We start from the raw sequence: 19263 nt of genomic DNA, 5'->3' as shown, positions 1-19263 counted from the left end.
ATGACTCGAACAGCTCTCGTCACTGGTGCGTCGTCGGGCATCGGTGCGGCGACCGCCGCCGCGCTGTTGGCCAAGGGTTACCGCGTGATCGGCACCAGCCGCAACCCGGACACCATTGCCGCAGACGTACGCCTCGCCGGCGTCGAATACCGTGCGCTCGACCTGACGGACACAGCGGCCATCGAGAACTTCGCTGCGGTGCTGGGGGACGTCGACATCCTCGTCAACAATGCGGGGGAGAGCCAGTCGGGCCCCATCGAGGAACTGCCGATCGACGCGGTCGAGCGACTTTTCCAGCTCAACGTGTTCGGTCCCGTACGGCTGACGCAATTGGTTCTGCCCGGCATGCGTGCGCGGGGGTACGGGCGGATCGTCATGGTCGGCTCGATGCTCGCAAGCTTCCCGCTGGCCTACCGGTCGTCGTATGTCGCGACCAAGGCAGCGATCAAGGGGTTCTCCGACGCGGCGCGTTTCGAAGTTTCGCCGTTCGGTGTCTGGGTGACGACCGTCGAGCCCGGCTCCATCAACACCGGTATCAGTGAGCGGCGGACCAAGTACGTCGGGCAGGATTCGCCCTACGCGGCCGAGTTCGCCGCAATGATCGCGAAGTTGGACGGCCGCGAAAAGGAAGGCGTGTCCGCTGCGGAAGTAGCGGAGACGATAGTCGAAGCGATCGAATCGGAGCGTCCGAAACCCTTGTACGCGAGGGGGAGTCGAGCGCCCATCGTGTTCCTGCTGAAGCGGCTCGCGCCTGCGACGCTCGTAGAGAAGGTCATAGCCAAGCAGTTCGGGCTGAGTCGCTGACCATGAAGCTGGGATTGACGATTTTCCTGACCGATCAGGTCATCGATCCGGTGACGTTGGCCAAGGAAGCCGAAGCGCGCGGCTTCGGGTCGCTCTACTTTCCCGAACACACCCACATTCCGGTCGCGCGCAAGACACCGCACCCGGCGGAGGGCCGGGATTTCAGCGCGAGCTACAGGCGCACGCTCGACCCCTATATTGCATGCGCCGCTGCGGCTTCGGTGACGGACCGCTTGCTACTGGGCACGGGTGTCAGCCTCGTCATGCAGCACGATCCTGTGGTGCTCGCAAAGGAGATCGCCACGCTGGACCTCATCTCGGGTGGCCGCTTCGTCCTCGGCATCGGATACGGCTGGAACAAGGACGAGATGGAGACCCACGGCATCGATCCGGCGACCCGCCGCGCGCTGACCCGTGAATACATGCTCGCGATGACAGCGCTGTGGAGCCAGGACGAGGCGAGTTTCGCGGGCAGGTTCGTCGACCTCCCGCTTAGTTGGGCATGGCCGAAACCGGCCGGCCGAACCCGGCCGCGCACTCTGATCGGTGGGGCGGCCGGTCCCAAGCTGTTCGACCACATCGCCGAGTTCGCCGACGGCTGGGCGCCGTTCGGCGGTTCGGGGATTCGGGAGGCGCTGCCGAACCTGCACCGCGCGTTCGACGACGCGGGACGTGATCGCGCGGGACTGCACATCGTGCCGTTCAACACCGTCCCGACTCCGGGCAAACTCGAGTACTACGAGTCGCTCGGCATCAGCGAAGTGGTGGCGGGTCTGCCCGAGGGTGGGCGCGACGAGATCCTCGCCGAGCTCGATCGATTGGTCAAGGAATTCCCGGACTACTTGGGCTGACGCTTCAGCGCGGCGAAAGCTCCGGCAGGTTCTTCTCGTTCAGCCACGCATTCCACAGCGGATGCAGCGGTATGTGCGTGAAATGCGAAGCGAGATCGGTGAATTCGTCGGTCGTGACGGACGAGTGGGCGTGCCGAGCGGTCCAGGTCCGGAGAAGTTCGAAGAACTGCTCACGCCCGAGTACCGCGCGTAACGCATGCAGGGTGAGCGCGCCGCGCTTGTAGACGCGGTCGTCGAACATCAACTCCGGGCCGGGATCGCCGATGACGATGTCCTGTGGCATTCGGGAAAGGTTGTGCCGCGCTGCTTTTGCGAGCTGCTCGGCCGTCGGGCCGCCCGACTCCTCGGACCACACCCACTCGGCATACGTCGCGAAACCCTCGTGCAGCCAGATGTCCTTCCACGCCTTGATAGTCAGGCTGTTGCCGAACCACTGATGCGCAAGTTCGTGCGCAACGAGTCGCTCGGCGCCGCGCCTGCCGTCGCAGTGATTTGCACCGAAGATCGAGATGCCTTGCGCTTCAACAGGGATCTCGAGTTCGTCGTCGGTCACGACCACGGTGTAGTCGGTGAACGGGTACGGACCGAACAGCTCGACGAAGGCGCTCATGATCTGCGGTTGCCGACCGAAGTCGTGATCGAAGCGGTCACGCAGCCGGGGCGGAATGATCGCGTTCATCACGACCGGCTTCTGCCCGACCCGACGCTTCTCGTACTGGCCGATCTGCACGGTCGCCAAGTAGGACGCCATCGGCTCGGGCTGCTCGTAGACCCAGGTCGTCTGGCTCGACTTGACCTGCTTGCGAACCAGTGTGCCGTTGGCGACGGCATAGAACGGCGAGTCGGTCGTGATCGAAATGCGGTAGCTCGCTTTGGAACTGGGATGGTCGTCGCACGGGAACCAGGACGATGCCCCGTTGGGCTGGCTCGCGACGATGGACCCGGACGTCAGCTCTTCCCAGCCGACCTCGCCCCACAGGCCGCGGACCGGCTTGGGTGTACCCGCGTATTGCACGCTGATCGAGAGCACACCGCCTGCCGGAATCTTGTCCTGCGGGGTGATGCTCAACTTCCCGTGTTGATGGGAGTGCTTGGCGGCGCGACTGCCGTTCACGAAGACCTTCGACACCGACATGCTCTGGGCGAGGTCGAGGGAAAACTTCTGCCGGACAGCGGTTGTCACCGCCGTGATCGTCGCTGCGCCGGCCAGGCGGTTGCTCGCAACCTTGTACTGCAGCTCGAGCTCGTACCGCGAGACGCGATAACCCCGGTTGCCGGCTTGCGGCAGGTACGGATCGATGGGGTCTTCGTAGAATTTGCCTGACATCGCCTATCCACCCGTCCACGGAGCGATCGGGTTGCCCTGCCAGCGCGTAGACGGCGGCACGGTATCGCCGCGCATGACCAGTGATGCCGGACCGACCGTCGCGCCGGCGCCGATCCCTGCAGCAGGCAGCGCGACGCAGTGCGGACCGAGCGTTGCCCCTTCACCAATCGTCACGGTGTCCATGGCCATGATCCGATCATGGAACAGGTGAGTCTGCACGACGCACCCCCGCTCGACCGTTGCCCCGTCGCCAAGAGTCACGAGATCTGCCTCTGGGAGCCAATAACTTTCACACCACACGCCACGACCTATCTTCGCACCGAGTGCGCGAAGCCACACATTCAGAACGGGTGTACCGGTCGCCGCGCGGGCGAACCAGGGTGCTGCGACGGTCTCTACGAACGCGTCGGAGACCTCGTTGCGCCACACGAACGAACTCCACAGCGGGTGTTCGACCTTCTCGATCCGACCCACGACGAGCCACTTTGCCGCGACCGCCGACGCGCCCGCGACCGCTCCCGCAATCAGCAGGACGATTCCGCTGAGGAGTGCCGCAGCCGCGTAGCCGACGTCGGTGGCAATTCCCGCCAGCGCGAACAACACTCCCAGCCCGATCGCGAACGTGACCATCACCGGAATCAGCCGGCAGGTTTCGACGAGCGCACGAGCGATCTTCAGCTTCAGCGGCGGGTCGAAGGTCCGTTCGGAATCACCGTCGTTCTGCGCGCGGCGCAGCCGTACCGGCGGGCTGCCCAGCCAGGACGAACCGGCTTTCGCTTTCGAGGGCGCCGCGGAAAGAACCGCCACCAGCCCGTTTTTCGGCACACGGCGCCCAGGTGCGGTCATGCCCGAGTTGCCGAGGAATGCGCGCTTGCCGACCTTCGCTTCGGCGATGTGCATCCAGCCGCCGCCGAGTTCGTAGCTTGCGATCATCGTGTCGTCGGCGAGAAATGCGCCGTCGGCGACCGTGGTGAATTTCGGCAGGAGCAACACCGTCGACGCCTCGACATTGCTGCCGATCTTCGCGCCGAGCAAGCGCAACCAGATCGGCGTCAGCAAGCTCGCGTACAGCGGGAACAGGAATGTGCGCGCGGAGTCCATCAGCCGTTCGGTCGCCCAGATCTGCCAGCCGATGCGGCTGCGAACCGGGTGGTGGCCTTCGGTGAGGCCGATCCCGAGCAGTCGAACGGCGACCACTGTGGCGATCGCGAAGACCGCGAGGCTGACGATCGTTGCCAGGGGGAGGATCGTCAGTGCTCGCACGAATGCGGATACCACGGATGTGTCGTTTCGAATCCACCAGCCGATCAACGCAATTCCAGCGCTCAGGCCGAAGATCGGCATGCCGGCGATCAGTATCGAGGAGATGCCGAACGCGCCGATCCAGTGGACCGCCCGGCGCGGTGTCTTGTCGGGCCACGGGTGCTCGGCCTTGCCGACCTTCACAGCGGGTGAACCGGCCCACTCCTGCTCGGCTTTGACCTTGCCGATGACGCCCGATCCCGCTGCGACCACAGCGTTTCGTCCGACGGTCGAGCCCGGCAGCAAAGTGGATCGAGCACCGATGACGGCGCCGGGACCGATCACGACCGCACCGATATGGATCACGTCGCCGTCGATCCAGTGACCCGACAGATCGACCTCGGGTTCGACGGAACAACCGTCGCCGAGTTCGAGCATTCCGGTGACCGGCGGCAGTGTGTGCAGATCGACGCCCTTGCCGACCTTGGCGCCGAGCGCCCGCGCAAATGGGACCATCCAGGGCGCGCCCGACAGATTTTCGGCGCCGCTGGCTTCGGACAGCCGTAACGCCACCCAGAGGCGCAGGTGAACGCTGCCGCCGCGCGGGTATGTGCCGGGTTCGACGCCGCGCAACAGCAGGCGCGCGCCGACAACGCAGATCGCAATCCGCCCGATCGGCGTGATGAACAGGAAGAACCCCAGTGCGGTCCACCACCACGACAGTGTGGGGAAGACCGGGTTGACATGCGAGAACAGGTTTGCGGCGATGGCGAGCCAGGTGACCCACTGCAGGCCGGTCAATGTCATCAGCGACACTGTCAGTGCGACTTGGATCAGCTGCGAGCGCAACGGAGTCGGCTTCACCGTGCGCGGTTCGACGGCCACCGACGGCGCGAACTCGTCGAGCATCTCGGCGAGCGAACCGAGCCGGGGGTGGTCGTACAACTCCGCGACGGTGACTTTCGGAAAGCGCTCACGAAGGGCCGTCACCAATTGGGCGGCCGCAAGCGAGCCGCCGCCGACCTCGAAGAAATCGGTATCCGGACCGGAGACCTGTGCGCCCAGAATCGAGGTCCAGAGTCCCGCCACCCACGCCGCGGTGCCGGTGAGTCCGTGATCTGGTTGGTCGTCGTCACCAGCACCGGGCAACGGCCATGGCAGGGCCGCGCGGTCGACTTTGCCGGAGGTCCGCGTCGGTAGTTCGTCGACAAGGGCGAGCCTCGGCACCAGGGCGGCCGGAAGTTGCTCGCTCAAATAGTTGCGCGCCGCGGCGAGGTCGAAGTCCGCGTCCGCACTTGCGATGTAGCCGACGAGGATCTGATGGCCCGCACCCGTCGTGCGGACAGCCGCGGCACCTCCTGCGACACCGGGAAGGTTCTGCAGTGCCGTATCGACTTCGCCCAACTCGATTCGGCGGCCACCGAGCTTCACCTGGTCGTCCGCGCGACCCTGGAAGAGCAGGCCGGTTCGGACGAGACGGACGAGGTCGCCGCTGCGATACGCGCGGTCCCAGCCGAGGGTCGGCATCGGTGCGTACTTCTCGGCGTCCTTCGCGGCGTCGAGATACCGGGCAAGACCGACGCCGCCGATGACCAGTTCACCGACCTCGCCCTCCGCAACAGGTTGGCCATGCCCGTCGACGACGGCGAGATCCCAGCCGTCCAGCGGCAGCCCGATGCTGACCGGTTCGCCGGGGCGCAGCATGGCCGCGCACGCGACGACGGTCGCCTCGGTAGGTCCGTAGGTGTTCCAGACCTCGCGTTCGGTGGTGTCCGCGAGTCGGTCTACCAGGTCGGGCGGGCAGGCCTCGCCACCGAAGATCAAAAGCCGCACTGCCTCCAGGGCTTCCGCCGGCCACAGGGCAGCCAGGGTCGGGACGGTCGACACGATGCTGACGTCGTGGCTCACCAGCCATGGCCCGAGGTCCATACCGGACCTGACCAGCGCGCGTGGCGCCGGTACGAGGCAGGCGCCGTATCGCCAGGCGAGCCACATTTCCTCGCACGACGCGTCGAAAGCGACCGACAACCCGGCGAGAACGCGGTCGCCGGGCCCGATCGGTGCGTCCTGGAGGAACAGGCGTGCCTCCGCGTCGACGAATGCGGCGGCGTTGCGATGGCTCACCGCGACACCCTTCGGTGTACCGGTCGAGCCGGACGTGAAAATGACCCAGGCGTCGTCGTCCGGGGTGGGACGGCGTACGGATCCGGTGCGACCCGGAGTCGTCTTGGTGATGCCCTTCGCAGTGATGATCGCGCTGACGCGGGCCTCGCCGAACACGAGCTCGGCGCGTTCCTCGGGGTCGTCGGCGTCCACGGGAACGTACGCGGCGCCCGCCGCGAGAATCGACAGAATCGCCACGTACAGCGAGTACGAACCGGACGGCATCCGCACCCCGACCCGATCTCCGGCCCGGACCCCCGATTTCGCCAACCACTCGGTGCCCTCGTCGATTGCTTCGAGCAGTTCGTTGTAGGTGAGGCTGGCGTCGCCGTCGTCGATCGCAGGCGCATCGGGATGTGCCTGCGCGGCTGCGTCGAGGATGTCGAGCAGGGTGCGCGGATCGGGCGCGTCGGACGCGCGCAGCATTTCGCGCGGGATCTCGGTTCGATCCACACCCTGTGACTGAAGAGACAACCGGCTGCCCACCTTCTATCGAGCGGAGGCGGTCCGCCCCCATTCGCTCGTTATCCCACGGTTAGCTTGCCAAAAGGTGAACGCGAATGCGGTGAGTCGTGCAGGAAGCAGAGACGGTCGCCACGTGTTGCAGTGGATATGACCATCGAAACAATCCCAGACAAGGTAGCCGAGCGCCTAGCCGCAGAAGCGGTCATCTGGTTGACGACCGTCCGCAAGGCGGGTGCGCCCGCCCCGACGCCGGTGTGGTTCCTGTGGTCGGGCGGTGAGTTCTTGATCCTCACCCAGCCTGACTCGGCCAAGATGGCTCATCTCGCCCGAAATTCGCATGTGTCGCTGAACTTCAACGGCTCGGCCGAGGGCGGTGAGGTGTCGGTGTTCACCGGACTCGCTGTCGTCGACCCGGCCGGTCCCACACCGGAGGAGTGGGAGAGTTATCTCGCGAAGTACGGCACCGATATGACCGGCATCGATTACACCCCGGAGCGGTTTCTCGCCGACTACTCGGTGCTGTTGCGAATCCGTCCGGAGTCGCTGCGGGGCTGGTAGTTCGTGACGTGCGCCACACGCATGTAGCGTGGTTGGGGTGACGAACACAGAACTCGTCGCGCGGGTCCTCAGTGCATTGCCCGATGACGATGACCATCCGTATCGCACCGGTGCGTGGACGCCTCAGCGCAACGAGTGGAACGCGCCGGAGCTCGAGTTGCTGGCGGGCGAGATACCGGCCGACCTCGACGGCATCTACCTGCGCAACACCGAGAACCCAGCGCTACCGTCGATCGGCCGATACCACCCGTTCGACGGTGATGCAATGGTGCATCTGGTCGGCTTCCGGGACGGAAAAGCTTTCTACCGCAACAGGTTCGTCCGAACGGACGGTCTGCTCGCCGAGCAGGAAGCCGGCCGGCCGCTGTGGGCGGGGCTGTCGGAGCGGCCGACCAAGGCGATCCGCGAAGACGGCTGGGGTGCGCGCGGACGGATGAAGGATTCCTCGAGCACCGACGTCGTGGTTCACGCCGGTGTTGCGATCACGAGCTTCTATCAGTGCGGCGATCTGTATCGACTCGATCCGCTGACCCTGGACGACCTCGGCAAATCGACATGGCACGGCCAATTTCCCAGCGCCCTCGGTGTTTCCGCGCATCCGAAGGTCGACGACCGCACCGGTGAAATGCTGTTCTTCAACTACAGCACCGAATGGCCGTACATGCATTACGGCGTGGTCGACGCGGAGAATCGGCTCGTCCACTACGTCGATATCGAACTTCCGGGACCACGCCTTCCGCACGATATGGCCTACACGGACAACTACGCGATCCTGAACGATCTGCCTCTGTTCTGGGACCCCGAGCTTCTGCAGAAGAACGCCTTCGTGCCCCGTTTGCACCGTGACATCCCGACCCGGCTCGGCGTGATTCCGCGCCGCGGCCAGTCCAACGAGATCCGGTGGTTCGAATTCGAGCCGACCTACGTCCTGCACTGGTCGAATGCCTATGAGGTCGGCGACGAGGTGGTCGTCGAAGGATACTTCCAGGACTGTCCGGAGCCGCAGGTTGCACCGGATGCTACGTACTACCAACGCCTTTCGCGGTTTCTCTCGCTCGACGGCATGCAGACGAAACTGCACCGGTGGCGAATGAACATGCGAACGGGTGCTACTTCCGAGGAGCGACTCAGCGACACGCTGAGCGAGTTCCCGATGATCAACGGCCAGTTCGCCGGTAGGCAGCATCGCTACACGTATTCGACGACGGGAGTACCTGGGTTCTTCCTCTTCGACGGTCTGCTGCGCCACGACGGCGATACCGGTAAGGAAGAGCACTACTCGTTCGGCGAGGGTGTGTTCGGCAGCGAGACCGCCGTCGCTCCGCGGGTCGGAGCTACGGCAGAGGACGACGGCTACCTGATCACGCTGACGACCGATGTCGACAACGACCGGTCCGAATGCTTGGTCTTCGACGCGGCAAACGTGACGCTCGGCCCGATCGCGAGATTGCTTTTACCCGAACGTATTTCGAGTGGAACGCACTCGACGTGGGCCGCGGGGGACAGCCTGCCGAACTGGCGTTAGACCGGCAGGTGACGTTCCAGGAAGGCGACCTGATCGGCGATCGCCTTCTCGAATGCGTCCCCGACGTAGATGTCGAAATGACCGACCGGGTAGCGGACGATCTCGCTGCGCGGAGCCTGAATCGCATATTCCAAGGTCTGTTTTGCAGGCGCTACCGTATCGGTGTCGCAGACGCAGAACAGGATTGGGCTCTGCACCTTCTTCGCTGACCGGCCGGGATGATGCAGCGCAATTCTGGTTCCCACGCGCGCTGCAACTTCGTTCCGGAAGTAGTGGCCCTCCGGTACGAGACCCAGAAAGCCGTCGACCGCGTCGGCTGAGTTCATCAGCGCAGCTTCGCCCGGACTGCCCGCGAGGGGCACCATCACCGGCGCCCGACCGAGGATTCGCGCGAGATCGTCCTGCACAGCGAGTGCGGTCACTTTCGCGATCGCGGGTCCGAGCGTCAACGCCGACGCGGTGCCACTTGTGAAGGGGCACTGAGAGATGACTGCGGCGACGCGTGGGTCGCGTGCAGCGGAAATGATCACGTGGCCGCCGCCGAACGACGAGCCGAAGATCGCCACCTTGTCGGGATCGACGTAGAACAGTGAGCGGGCGTAACCGATCGCCGCCGCCCAGTCGGCCAATTGCCGATCGATATCGAGCAACTGACGCGGTTCGCCGCCGCTTTCCCCGAAATGCCGGTAGTCGAACACGAGGCACGTGTAGCCGGCGGCGACGAACCGCTCAGCGTAGCGGTCGAGGCCCATCTCCTTGACCGCACCGAGGCCGTGGCCGAGGACAACGGCAGGCCCGGGGCCCGTCCGGTCGGCCTGGTATAGCCATGCGCTGATGAGGTCGTCGCCTGATTCGAACGTCACGTCGATGCGGTCTGGCATGGACCGGAGAGTAGCCGAGTGTGTGCTCTAGCGCGTGCGGACGGGGGTCTTCTGCCAGATCTCCGCGAGATTCTCGAGCGGAAGGTCGAGCGCAGCGCTGAGGCAGACCACGGTCCCGAATGCCGGCGTCGGTAGCCGTCCGGTCTCGATCTTGCGGAGAGTCTCCGGCGACATGTCGGCGGCCTGGGCGACATCTTCGAGCGAGCGATCGCCGCGTGCTTCGCGGAGCATGGCGCCCAGGCGTCTGCCTGCCTCCAGTTGGGCCTGACTGAGCGGTTTGCGAACCATGGTATTAAAATACCAGGGTGATCGAACTGAAGTCACCCCGCGAGATCGAGCGGATGCGAGTCACCGGAGCGTTCGTCGGCGAAGTGCTGACCGAGTTGAGCAGAATCGCCGCAGTCGGCGTCAATCTGCTCGACCTCGAGCGGCACGCGCGTCGAATGGTCGACGACCGTGGAGCGGTGTCCTGCTATTGGGACTATTCGCCGTCATTCGGCAAGGGGCCGTTCCGCAACGTGATCTGCCTGTCCGTGAACGACGCTGTGCTGCACGGCCTACCGTTCGACTACGTCCTGCGCGACGGCGATGTTCTGAGTATGGATTTCGCGGTCTCGATCGACGGTTGGGTCGCCGATTCGGCGGTCACGGTGATCGTCGGAACTCCTGACGACGAAGATCTGCGGTTGATTCGGGCAACAGAGGAAGCGCTCGTGGCGGGTATTGCCGCAGCCCAACCCGGGAACAAGTTGGGCGACATCTCGGCGGCGATCTTCGAGGTCGCCGACGGCCACGGCTATCCGGTCAACACCGAATTCGGTGGGCACGGCCTGGGTCGGACGATGCACGAGGATCCACACGTCGCGAACAACGGTCGGGCGGGGCGCGGATTGGTACTTCGACCCGGGCTGACGATTGCGCTGGAGCCGTGGTTGGCGCGCACAACCGACAAGATCGTTTTCGACCCGGATGGTTGGACGATCCGGTCCGCCGACGGGTCCCGCACTGCGCACAGCGAACACACCATCGCGATCACGGCCGACGGGCCACTGGTGCTCACGGAGCGTGCATGAGTACCTTGCAGCCGAAAGACAAAGTGTTGTGCGCGGTCTACGGGGTGTTGGCGCTGGTCGCACTCGTCGCGACCTGGTGGAACAACATCGCGTTCGTGCTGTCCGACGACAACGGGGGACTTGCCGGCTTCGTTCGTGGCGGGTACGCCAACCATGCGGCGGCATCGTTGACCAACGACGTGATTCTGGTTGCTGTTGTGGCGCTTGTATTTATCTTCGTCGAGGGTATGCGGCTCGGGATCCGGCGCCTGTGGATCTACCCGATCCTGTCGGTGTTCGTAGCGATCAGTGTGGCGGTGCCGGTGTTTCTCATAGTCCGGCAGGTTCGGCTCGCTCGGTTTGACAAACTCGCGTAACGGCTGCCATTCTCGGTTCAGGTCATGAGTACCAGCGCAAAGCCCCGGCTTGCTGGTCGGCAACCCTCCTCCGCGGTGGGGTGCTCCGGGTGACGACCTGGCTGTTGTCCAAAACCGGACACGGCAAGCGCGGACTCTGAGGCTTATCACCCGACGGGTCCCTTTATCGATGGGACATGACGATGACTGCTGTACTCACCGCCGAATGTGCACTCACTCCGATCGCCAACGTGTCGGGCTGTGACCTGCAAGTTCCGCTCGTTCAGGGCGGCACGTGCACCTACGCGAACTTCGACTATGCCGCCAGCGCACCAGCTTTGGCGCAGGTGACCGATCGCGTCAACACTGTCTTGCCGTTCTACGCGAGCGTCCACCGCGGCGCCGGTTACGCGTCCAGACTGTCGACCGATTGCTACGAGGGCGCACGTGAGTCGGTAGCGCGGTTCGTAAAGGCAACCGACGACCAGGTTGTCGTTTTCACACGGAACACCACTGATTCGTTGAATCTGCTGGCGTCGTGCGTTCCCGGCGACACCGTCGTGCTCGACCTCGAACACCACGCAAATCTGTTGCCGTGGAACAAGAACGGCCGCCGCGTCGTACCGACTGCCGACACGATCGAGGAAACGATCCGGAACCTCGTCGCGGAATTGTGCAGCAAGCCTGCCGCGCTGCTGTCGGTGACCGGCGCGTCGAACGTCACCGGTGAGGTCCTCCCGATCGCGCGCCTTGCCCGGATCGCGCACCAGTGCGGTGCCCGAATCTGCGTCGACGCAGCACAATTGGCCCCGCATCGGCGAATCGACCTGGCGGCGTGGGACGTCGACTACATCGCGTTCTCCGGGCACAAGCTGTACGCACCGTTCGGCGCGGGAGTTCTTGTGGGACGGCGGGATTGGTTAGACAACGCGGACCCGCACCTGATCGGTGGCGGCGCGGTGAAAGCCGTGACTACGACGTCTGCGGAGTGGGCACCCGCTCCGCAACGGCACGAGGCCGGTAGCCCGAATGTCCTCGGCGCTGCAGCGTTGGCCGCGGCGTGTGATGCGTTGTGTGCCTTGGACAACGAGGTCGTTCGGCAGCGTGAGGAAGACCTGTGCGCGCGGCTGCGGACCGGACTCGACTGCATCGACGGCGTCGAACAGGTCAAGATCTGGAACGACAGCGACGATTGCGTCGGCATCGTGACGTTCACCGTCGACGGTTTCGAGGCAGGCGAAGTCGCGGCGTATCTCTCGGCCGAGCACGGAATCGGCGTGCGAGACGGTCGGTTCTGCGCGCATCCGCTGATCGCGAAGCTAGGTCGTACGGCTGCGGTGCGGGCGAGTGTCGGGTTGGGCACGTCCAGTGCAGACGTCGATCGCTTGATTGCTGCATTGGCCCAGCTCGTTGCGGGTCGGCGGACGTGGCGATACGAGAAGACCGGCGGCCATTGGAACCCGTCGCCCGAGACGCGGGACTTCGAATCTGCCAGAGGAAATGGCTCGTCCGCCTGCGTGTAGCGCGGGTACGCTGGATTTCATGTCATGGGATTCGAGTGTCGCGACGCTGGTTTCCCGTCGCCACGTCGACCTGTGCCGGTGCGCCGCAGGGCACTGTCCCGACTGAGCGATCTTCCTCGCCGTTCACGATTCGAACCGTTCGGGCTTCGAATCCGTTTGCCCAGTCTTCACACCTCACGCGTACCAAGGATTCCCATGCCATCTTTAGCGACCAAGTCGTTTCACGTCGCGTTGGAGTTGACCGCGACCAGCCCCCTGGCTCCGTCCGACTACTGGATCGAGCTGACCAACCCGCCCGCGCTCGATCTCGTTGCCGAACCGCGGAAGGTCGTCCGCGTCCGGGCGGCCGACCTGCGTGAAGCGCAGCGGTTGCGCGCCGGAATTCGAGCCGACGCCGTCGCGGCAGGTCGCGATCCCGATTCGGTTGCGGTACTGCTCGACATCGACACGATCGTCGCAGAGTCGGCGGACTCAGCGAGAAGTGAACTAGCACAGGCGGGTTCGCCGCAGGGTCGGGCAATCTCCTACATCGGCACAGCCAAAGGACTCGCGGGATTGATCGCCGACATCCGCGCCGCGGAAGTTGCCGACGGCGTAACCCTGCGCCCACTCGCCGGTCCGGGAACCCTCGAGTTCATCGTGTGCGACGTATCCGCCAACCTGCGTGAGCGTGGCCTGCCAATCGGCAGCCCGAACCTGTCGCAGGTAGTCCCCGCGTTTCGTCGGGCGTCGTAGGTGGGGCTTTTCGGTTGTCGGGGTAGCCTGCTGAGCATCTGAAAGGGCGATTTGCGTTTCGTCGCACACTTTTTCGGGGCGGACCCGTTGTGGCGTGCTGCTGCGCGCCGCGCTGGGTGCCCTCGCCGAGAGGGCTGTTGGCTGAGCGTCGCCCGAGTAGGCGCCCCGGGAACCGCCTTTTCGGGGGCTTCGGCGTGCAAACTGTCGATTTTGGCTGAGCCGCACCCCTTTTCGGGGCGACCCCGGCGTGTCGCTCGGCAAGTCGGGGTGCGACTCCCGAGTCGGGGTGCGGCTGGGGCTGGGCTGGGCGGGGCTGGGCGTGTCGGTACGCGCCGCGCCGACAGCCCTCGCCGAGAGGGCTGTTGGCCGAGCATCGCCCGAGTAGGCGCCCCGGGAACAGCCTTTTCGGGGGCCATTCAACCACTGCTCGGTGTGTCGCTACGCGACGCGCCGGGTGTTCGGCGTGCAAACTGTCGATTTTGGCTGAGCCGCACCCCTTTTCGGGGCGACCCCGGCGTGTCGCTCGGCAAGTCGGGGTGCGACTCCCGAGTCGGGGTGCGGCTGGGGGCGGGGCAGGGCAGGGCCGGGGCGGGGCGAACGGCCGCGAAAAGCTCAATCCCCCAACGGAGTCGGGCGATAGTACCGCCCGTTGTGGTAGAGCAGGGGGGCGCCGGTGGGGTCGTCGCCGGTCTCGTCGTGGACCCGCGTAACCAGCCCCACGACCAGGGTGTGGTCTCCGATCGGAATGAGTTGCTGGACCACCACGCGCAACCAGATCGGGGTGCCGTGGAGTACCGGCTCGCCCGTCTCGAGGCGGGTCCACAGCGACCGGTCACTGAAGCGTTCGGACGCCTCGCGGGCGAATCGCTGCGCCAGGTGGCGCTGGTGTTCGCCGAGGAAATGAATCACGAGCGAGTCGGTAGCGTGCAAACCGCCGAGGCTCGACGACGTGTGCGCGATGTTGAACGACACCAGCGGGGGATCGAGGGAGATCGACGCGAACGACGTCGCCGTGAATCCAACGGGGCCCTGCTCGCAGTGCAGCGTGACTATCGTGACGCCGGCGGGGTAGTGGCGCATCGCTGACCGGTATTGGTCCGCGGCTATTCCACTCGGGTCGTCAGGAACCGAGAAGCCGGTCAGGTGTTTTGTTGAGTACGTCGGGTCTGACAATGCATTGCTCCGGACGCCCTTGGGTGGGCACGAGAAGTGGTGGTGTCGTCGGAAAGAACTACGACGACAAACACGTACTCGTTGAAGTACGGCACAAGTCTACGTACCGCCGTTGCCACCCACCCGTTGTCATGATGGGCTCAACTGTACCGATCCGGTCAGTACTCGGGATAACCACCTTCGGGGCCGAGCATCCGCGAAATACGCCGACGCGTCACGCGTCCCAAATTGTCGACACTGTTTTCGGATACTTCGCAATGGACACACGATTCGAAGACCCGGTCCAGGTCACTCTGCGAAAACGCCAACAATTCGACGTCGGCTTTCGCGAGTAAGTCGTCGTGCGTTTCGAATGGTCTTCCGTCGGCGACCTTCTTCGCCCACGTTACGCAGCAACAACACTCGAACAAGGCGTGGACTGCCTTGCTCCGTGGCATTGCGTTGAATTGGTCCAGTCCAATTCCCTGGTGCATCAACATCTTTGCCTCCGCTGCCCTTTTTGTTCCGCCTCTCATCATGAGCGCGGAACCGCCGGGCTTCCTATAGTTGATACCCGAATTAGCAGAGGTTTAACGTGGCGTAACACACATTGCCGCTGCTCGCTACGCTTGCTCGATGACTGATTGGAAAGCGTTCACCGTCGAAACAAAGGACCGTGTGGCAACGGTCACTCTCATCGGGCCTGCCAAGGGCAATGCGATGGGACCGGACTTCTGGGCCGAACTCCCGCAGATCTTCGGGCAGCTCGACGCTGACCCCGATGTCGCCGCTGTCGTCCTCGCGGGCTCCGGCAAGCATTTCTCGTTCGGCTTGGATCTTGTTGCGATGGGCCCGCTGTTCGGTCCGTTGCTCGCCGACAAGGCGCTCGCAGCACCGCGGACCGACTTTCTGAACGAAGTGAGGCGTCTCCAAGCGTCGGTTACCGCGGTCGCCGAATGCCGCAAGCCGGTTATCGCCGCAGTTCAGGGCTGGTGTATCGGCGGCGGTGTCGACCTGATCGCTGCGGTCGACGTCCGTTATGCGAGCGCCGACGCGAAGTTCAGTATTCGTGAGGCGAAGGTCGCGATCGTCGCCGATATCGGATCTCTGCAGCGCCTGCCGGCCATTATCGGTGACGGTCATCTGCGTGAGCTGGCCTTCACCGGCAAGGACATCGACGCGAAGCGGGCGCAGCAGATCGGTCTTGTCAACGATGTGTTCGACGACGCGGAGGCGGCTCTGGCGGCTGCTCATGAGACAGCCCGTGAGATTGCCGCAAACCCGCCGCTGGTCGTGCAGGGCATCAAGGACGTACTGGGCCGCGAACGCGCGAATGTGGTGGCTGACGGGCTGCGATACGTCTCGACGTGGAACGCGGCGTTCCTGCCGTCCGAAGACCTCACCGAGGCGATACAGGCGATCTTCCAGAAGCGGGAACCGCAGTTCAAGGGACAGTAAAGCCAGATTTATCGGTTGCCATGCCGAACTGCGCCGTCACATACTTGCGTCATACAACTAGTTGAGGACTGCAAGTAAATGCGGAGGGCGCATGGACGAGTACGCGGACGAGATAGGCCGTGAACTCATCCGTCTCCAACGCGTCAGGGATCGGACGACTTCCCAAATTGCGCTGGCAAAGGGAGGCGTCGATCCTGCGATCTTCACGTGTTTGTTTCGGCTGATGACCGACGGGCCCATGCGGTCCGGGGCGTTGGCCGAGGCGGTGTATTCGGATCCGTCGACCGTCAGTAGGCAGGTTGCGCAGCTTGTCGAGCGCGGCCTTGTCTCGCGGCAGGCGGATCCGGTCGACGGACGAGCAATCGTCCTCGTCGTCACGGACGCTGGGCGTGCTCTGGCCGAGCAGATGCGACGTCGGCGAAACGAGAACCTGAGCCGGGTCATTGCCGACTGGCCGGTCGAGGACCGGAGTGAGTTCGTGCGCCTGCTCGGCCGCTTCGTCGACGACTACGAACGCCGCCGCCCCGAGATGATCGCTGCGCTGGTTCCACAGGACTGCGCCACGAAGAAGGAAGATGGCATATGACAAGCACTGCAGAGCCACCGGACGCCAAGAACGCCTCCGGTTTCACACACCGCGAGATCCTCGTGATCATGAGCGGTCTCATGCTCGGCATGCTGCTCGCCGCGCTCGACCAGACGATTGTCGCGACTGCGATCCGGACCATCGCCGACGACCTCAACGGGTACTCGTTGCAGGCCTGGGTGACGACCGCTTACCTGATCACCGCGACCCTTGCGACGCCGCTTTACGGCAAGTTGTCCGACATGTACGGCCGCAAGCCGTTCTTCATGGCGGCGATCACGATCTTCATCATTGGATCGCTGCTCTGCACGCTCGCACAGTCGATGTACATGCTCGCCGCGTTCCGTGCGATCCAGGGCCTCGGCGCCGGCGGCTTGATGTCGCTCGCGTTGACCATCCTCGGTGACATCGTCGGACCGCGTGAACGCGCGAAGTACCAGGGTTACTTTCTCGCCGTCTTCGGTACGTCGAGCGTCATCGGACCGGTTATCGGCGGGCTTTTCGCCGGTCAGGCCACGATTCTCGGTGTCAGCGGCTGGCGTTGGGTTTTCCTGGTCAACGTCCCGATCGGCCTTTTCGCGCTAGCCGTCGTGTTTCGCGTTCTGCATCTGCCGCGCACCAAGAAGCCCGGTGTGCGGGTCGACTGGTGGGGCGCGCTTGCGCTGGCGATCGGTATCACGCCGCTTCTCATCGTCGCTGAGCAAGGTCGTGAGTGGGGTTGGAGCAGCGGCAAAGCCATCCTTTGCTACGTCATCGTCGTGGTCGGGATCGCGGGGTTCATCGCGATCGAGGCTGCGCTGAAAGACGCAGCGCTGATCCCGCTGCGCATGTTCAAGAACACGACCTTCGCGCTTGGCGTGGTCATCTCCGTCGTCGTCGGTGCCGCGATGTTCGGTGGCATCACGCTTGTTCCGCAGTATCTGCAGGTGGTTCGCGGTGCCAGCCCGACAGCCGCGGGTCTGCAGATGCTGCCGCTCGTGCTGGGTCTGATGCTCGGCTCGGTGGTCTCCGGTCAGATCATCTCCAAGACCGGTCGATATCGGGTTTTCCCGGTGATCGGTGCCGCGATGCTCACGATCGGCCTCTTCCTACTGCACTTCATCACGGCGGATTCGCCACTGTGGGTCGCAATGTTCTACATGCTCGTCACCGGTTTCGGGCTCGGTAACCTGATGCAGCCGCTCACCCTCGCACTGCAGAACGCGTTGCCGCCCAAGGATATGGGCGTGTCGACGGCCGCCGCGACCTTCTTCCGGCAGATCGGTGGAACGCTCGGTGTCGCTGTATTCCTGTCGATCCTCTTCCAGAAGGTGACGCCGAACATCAGCAACGAGCTCAAAGCTGCGGCAAGCGATCCGGCCTTCGTCGACGCACTCAGCCATCCTGCCAACCCGGCAGACGCGAAACTTGCTCAGGCCGCGCATGATTCGGCGGTGGCGGGCAGCGTCCTCAACGACAGCTCGATCATTCAGCAGCTGAGCCCGGTGCTGGCGTACCCGTTCAAGGTCGGCTTCGCCGAATCGATGTCGGTGGTGTTCCTTTCAGCCACGGCTGTCGCGTTGGTTGCTCTCGTTCTGGTGATGTTCTGGAAGGAAGTTCCGCTGCGGACTGCCGGCGGTATTCAGGCAGCGGCCGAAGCCGAGCTCCACGACACGCACTTTCCTGAGCCGGAGCCACAGAACGAGCCGGAGGCGACCGCCGACGTGTCGGTTGAGAAGAAGTCGTCGAACAGTCCGTGATCGACTACTTCGAGCGGCCGCCCTGCGATGCGTTGGCACCGTTCGTCCGGAAGCTGTGGCACCTGAAAGGGCCGCGCCCGGCACGGTACGAGAAGATCCTGCCGCTGCCGTTCGTGCACTTCATCGTCAACCTGTCCGATCCGTACTGGGTGGTCGGCGATGACGGTGCACGACGGCAGGAGTTCGCAGGCGGATTCGTCTCGGGCATCCAGCCGCGGTATCTCGTCATCGAGGACCCAGCGCAGCTGGTGCACGTCGGAGTCGAGTTCGAGCCGTACGGCATCCGTGGGTTCAGTGCGCTGCCCACCGCAGCGCTGACGACTGCGGTGCACGGCAGCGCGGAAGTATTTCCCGGCAGTGCGACGCTGCGGCCCGAGCTGATCGGGCTGCCTGGTCCGGCTGCGTGCGACAGGCTCGAAGCGTTTCTGCTGGACCGCGGGGTCAGTGCACCGGATCCGGTGGTGGTCGAGGTCTGCCGTCGAATTGATGCCGAGGCGGATATCGATATCTCGGCCCTCGCCGCCGACGTCAACACGGGCCACCGGCGGTTGATCCAGCTGTTTCGGGAGCACTGCGGAATCACGCCGAAGGCGTACGCGGACGTGGTTCGCTTCCATCGCTTTCTGCGTGAGCTTCCGCTCGACGGCTCACGGCAGACGTGGACCGACTTGATTGCGCCGTCGTCGTACTACGACCAATCGCATTTCATTCACACGTTCAAACGCTTCACCGGGTTCACACCGCGGCGCTACCTCGAGCGCGTGGAAACGCTGGGACCCGAGTTTGCGCTATTTGTTCCACTCGTCGATGCGACGTAATTTTCTACAATTTTCGCCGGCTGCGTGA

19 protein-coding genes and 1 riboswitch are annotated in these 19263 nt (G+C 64.4%); of the genes, 12 read left to right on the top strand and 7 right to left on the bottom strand.

The features are described from left to right. Entirely contained in the window at positions 1-804 is an 804-nt protein-coding gene (locus JGU72_RS15145) for an SDR family oxidoreductase (protein WP_199684802.1), read from the top strand. Between the two features lie 2 nt (positions 805-806). Then, positions 807-1655, top strand: coding sequence for an LLM class F420-dependent oxidoreductase (locus tag JGU72_RS15140; protein ID WP_199684801.1), 849 nt, complete (start codon positions 807-809; stop codon positions 1653-1655). Between the two features lie 4 nt (positions 1656-1659). Here the strand turns inward: JGU72_RS15140 and JGU72_RS15135 are convergent, their stop codons facing one another. Both JGU72_RS15135 and JGU72_RS15130 read right to left on the bottom strand, forming a co-directional pair. Beyond that, positions 1660-2982, bottom strand: coding sequence for a M1 family metallopeptidase (locus JGU72_RS15135; protein WP_199684800.1), 1323 nt, complete (start codon positions 2980-2982; stop codon positions 1660-1662). A 3-nt stretch (positions 2983-2985) separates the two neighbouring features. Then, positions 2986-6813, bottom strand: coding sequence for a Pls/PosA family non-ribosomal peptide synthetase (locus JGU72_RS15130; protein ID WP_199685330.1), 3828 nt, complete (start codon positions 6811-6813; stop codon positions 2986-2988). Between the two features lie 186 nt (positions 6814-6999). On the opposite strand from JGU72_RS15130, the gene JGU72_RS15125 reads away from it, so the two are divergent. Next, positions 7000-7410 (top strand): TIGR03667 family PPOX class F420-dependent oxidoreductase, encoded by a 411-nt coding sequence (locus JGU72_RS15125; RefSeq protein WP_199684799.1) that lies wholly within the window; start codon positions 7000-7002, stop codon positions 7408-7410. 37 nt (positions 7411-7447) lie between these two features. After that, a complete protein-coding gene (locus JGU72_RS15120) occupies positions 7448-8935 on the top strand; it encodes a carotenoid oxygenase family protein (RefSeq protein ID WP_199684798.1) in 1488 nt (495 codons plus the stop codon). On the opposite strand, the gene JGU72_RS15115 is transcribed toward JGU72_RS15120, so the two are convergent. Together JGU72_RS15115 and JGU72_RS15110 are read right to left on the bottom strand one after the other, a co-directional pair. Then, the gene (locus tag JGU72_RS15115) at positions 8932-9816 is read right to left on the bottom strand and encodes an alpha/beta hydrolase (RefSeq protein ID WP_199684797.1); all 885 of its coding nucleotides are present in this window, start codon (positions 9814-9816) and stop codon (positions 8932-8934) included. The genes JGU72_RS15120 and JGU72_RS15115 overlap by 4 nt on opposite strands. A gap of 27 nt (positions 9817-9843) precedes the next feature. Continuing rightward, positions 9844-10104, bottom strand: coding sequence for a helix-turn-helix domain-containing protein (locus JGU72_RS15110; RefSeq protein ID WP_199684796.1), 261 nt, complete (start codon positions 10102-10104; stop codon positions 9844-9846). Positions 10105-10121: 17 nt separating this feature from the next. On the opposite strand from JGU72_RS15110, the gene map reads away from it, so the two are divergent. The 4 genes from map to JGU72_RS15090 all read left to right on the top strand — a co-directional run bounded on the left by map (position 10122) and on the right by JGU72_RS15090 (position 13482). Next, positions 10122-10889, top strand: a complete 768-nt coding sequence (map, locus tag JGU72_RS15105; protein ID WP_199684795.1) for a type I methionyl aminopeptidase — start codon at positions 10122-10124, stop codon at positions 10887-10889. Beyond that, positions 10886-11245, top strand: coding sequence for a DUF2834 domain-containing protein (locus JGU72_RS15100; protein WP_233532483.1), 360 nt, complete (start codon positions 10886-10888; stop codon positions 11243-11245). Before map ends, JGU72_RS15100 begins: the two co-directional genes overlap by 4 nt. Positions 11246-11265: 20 nt before the next feature. Beyond that, a riboswitch (SAM riboswitch) is annotated at positions 11266-11381 on the top strand. Between the two features lie 46 nt (positions 11382-11427). Further along, positions 11428-12747: an aminotransferase class V-fold PLP-dependent enzyme gene (locus tag JGU72_RS15095; RefSeq protein WP_199685328.1), complete on the top strand. Its 1320-nt coding sequence runs from the start codon at positions 11428-11430 to the stop codon at positions 12745-12747. 195 nt (positions 12748-12942) lie between these two features. Then, the gene (locus JGU72_RS15090; RefSeq protein WP_199684794.1) at positions 12943-13482 is read left to right on the top strand and encodes a hypothetical protein; all 540 of its coding nucleotides are present in this window, start codon (positions 12943-12945) and stop codon (positions 13480-13482) included. A 612-nt stretch (positions 13483-14094) separates the two neighbouring features. On the opposite strand, the gene JGU72_RS15085 is transcribed toward JGU72_RS15090, so the two are convergent. From JGU72_RS15085 to JGU72_RS15080, 3 genes are read right to left on the bottom strand one after another with little or no spacing between them, the layout of a single operon-like run. Next, on the bottom strand, positions 14095-14655 hold the full coding sequence (locus tag JGU72_RS15085) for a flavin reductase family protein (RefSeq protein WP_374101117.1): 561 nt from the start codon (positions 14653-14655) through the stop codon (positions 14095-14097). A gap of 58 nt (positions 14656-14713) precedes the next feature. Further along, on the bottom strand, positions 14714-14788 hold the full coding sequence (locus JGU72_RS31430) for a putative leader peptide (protein ID WP_374101125.1): 75 nt from the start codon (positions 14786-14788) through the stop codon (positions 14714-14716). A 25-nt stretch (positions 14789-14813) separates the two neighbouring features. After that, positions 14814-15134: a 2-oxo-4-hydroxy-4-carboxy-5-ureidoimidazoline decarboxylase gene (locus JGU72_RS15080; RefSeq protein WP_199684792.1), complete on the bottom strand. Its 321-nt coding sequence runs from the start codon at positions 15132-15134 to the stop codon at positions 14814-14816. A gap of 136 nt (positions 15135-15270) precedes the next feature. Here JGU72_RS15080 and JGU72_RS15075 point away from each other — a divergent pair, with 136 nt between their 5' ends. The 4 genes from JGU72_RS15075 (at position 15271) to JGU72_RS31050 (ending at position 19235) form a co-directional block, all read left to right on the top strand. Further along, positions 15271-16092, top strand: coding sequence for a crotonase/enoyl-CoA hydratase family protein (locus JGU72_RS15075; RefSeq protein ID WP_199684791.1), 822 nt, complete (start codon positions 15271-15273; stop codon positions 16090-16092). A 91-nt stretch (positions 16093-16183) separates the two neighbouring features. Beyond that, entirely contained in the window at positions 16184-16678 is a 495-nt protein-coding gene (locus tag JGU72_RS15070; protein WP_199684790.1) for a MarR family winged helix-turn-helix transcriptional regulator, read from the top strand. Continuing rightward, complete coding sequence (locus tag JGU72_RS15065; protein WP_199684789.1) at positions 16675-18417, top strand: MDR family MFS transporter; 1743 nt, start codon at positions 16675-16677, stop codon at positions 18415-18417. The genes JGU72_RS15070 and JGU72_RS15065 overlap by 4 nt, the downstream gene beginning before the upstream one ends. Then, positions 18414-19235, top strand: coding sequence for an AraC family transcriptional regulator (locus JGU72_RS31050; RefSeq protein ID WP_199684788.1), 822 nt, complete (start codon positions 18414-18416; stop codon positions 19233-19235). The genes JGU72_RS15065 and JGU72_RS31050 overlap by 4 nt, the downstream gene beginning before the upstream one ends. The last annotated feature ends 28 nt before the right edge of the window (positions 19236-19263 follow it).

Source organism: Antrihabitans auranticaus, from assembly GCF_016481275.1.
In the GTDB taxonomy this organism is placed as follows: domain Bacteria; phylum Actinomycetota; class Actinomycetes; order Mycobacteriales; family Mycobacteriaceae; genus Antrihabitans.
Note: the sequence above shows the minus strand (reverse complement) of the source record. Positions and strands in the feature narration are given on the sequence as shown.

What these genes read in the sequence shown, in the direction of transcription:
- JGU72_RS15145 (WP_199684802.1), top strand. Translation starts at nt 1, where the DNA reads ATGACTCGAACAGCTCTCGTCACTGGTGCGTCGTCGGGCATCGGTGCG.
- JGU72_RS15140 (WP_199684801.1), top strand. Translation starts at nt 807, where the DNA reads ATGAAGCTGGGATTGACGATTTTCCTGACCGATCAGGTCATCGATCCG.
- JGU72_RS15135 (WP_199684800.1), bottom strand. Translation starts at nt 2,982, where the DNA reads ATGTCAGGCAAATTCTACGAAGACCCCATCGATCCGTACCTGCCGCAA.
- JGU72_RS15130 (WP_199685330.1), bottom strand. Translation starts at nt 6,813, where the DNA reads ATGCTGCGCGCGTCCGACGCGCCCGATCCGCGCACCCTGCTCGACATC.
- JGU72_RS15125 (WP_199684799.1), top strand. Translation starts at nt 7,000, where the DNA reads ATGACCATCGAAACAATCCCAGACAAGGTAGCCGAGCGCCTAGCCGCA.
- JGU72_RS15115 (WP_199684797.1), bottom strand. Translation starts at nt 9,816, where the DNA reads ATGCCAGACCGCATCGACGTGACGTTCGAATCAGGCGACGACCTCATC.
- JGU72_RS15110 (WP_199684796.1), bottom strand. Translation starts at nt 10,104, where the DNA reads ATGGTTCGCAAACCGCTCAGTCAGGCCCAACTGGAGGCAGGCAGACGC.
- JGU72_RS15100 (WP_233532483.1), top strand. Translation starts at nt 10,886, where the DNA reads ATGAGTACCTTGCAGCCGAAAGACAAAGTGTTGTGCGCGGTCTACGGG.
- JGU72_RS15095 (WP_199685328.1), top strand. Translation starts at nt 11,428, where the DNA reads ATGACTGCTGTACTCACCGCCGAATGTGCACTCACTCCGATCGCCAAC.
- JGU72_RS15090 (WP_199684794.1), top strand. Translation starts at nt 12,943, where the DNA reads ATGCCATCTTTAGCGACCAAGTCGTTTCACGTCGCGTTGGAGTTGACC.
- JGU72_RS15080 (WP_199684792.1), bottom strand. Translation starts at nt 15,134, where the DNA reads ATGTTGATGCACCAGGGAATTGGACTGGACCAATTCAACGCAATGCCA.
- JGU72_RS15075 (WP_199684791.1), top strand. Translation starts at nt 15,271, where the DNA reads ATGACTGATTGGAAAGCGTTCACCGTCGAAACAAAGGACCGTGTGGCA.
- JGU72_RS15070 (WP_199684790.1), top strand. Translation starts at nt 16,184, where the DNA reads ATGGACGAGTACGCGGACGAGATAGGCCGTGAACTCATCCGTCTCCAA.
- JGU72_RS15065 (WP_199684789.1), top strand. Translation starts at nt 16,675, where the DNA reads ATGACAAGCACTGCAGAGCCACCGGACGCCAAGAACGCCTCCGGTTTC.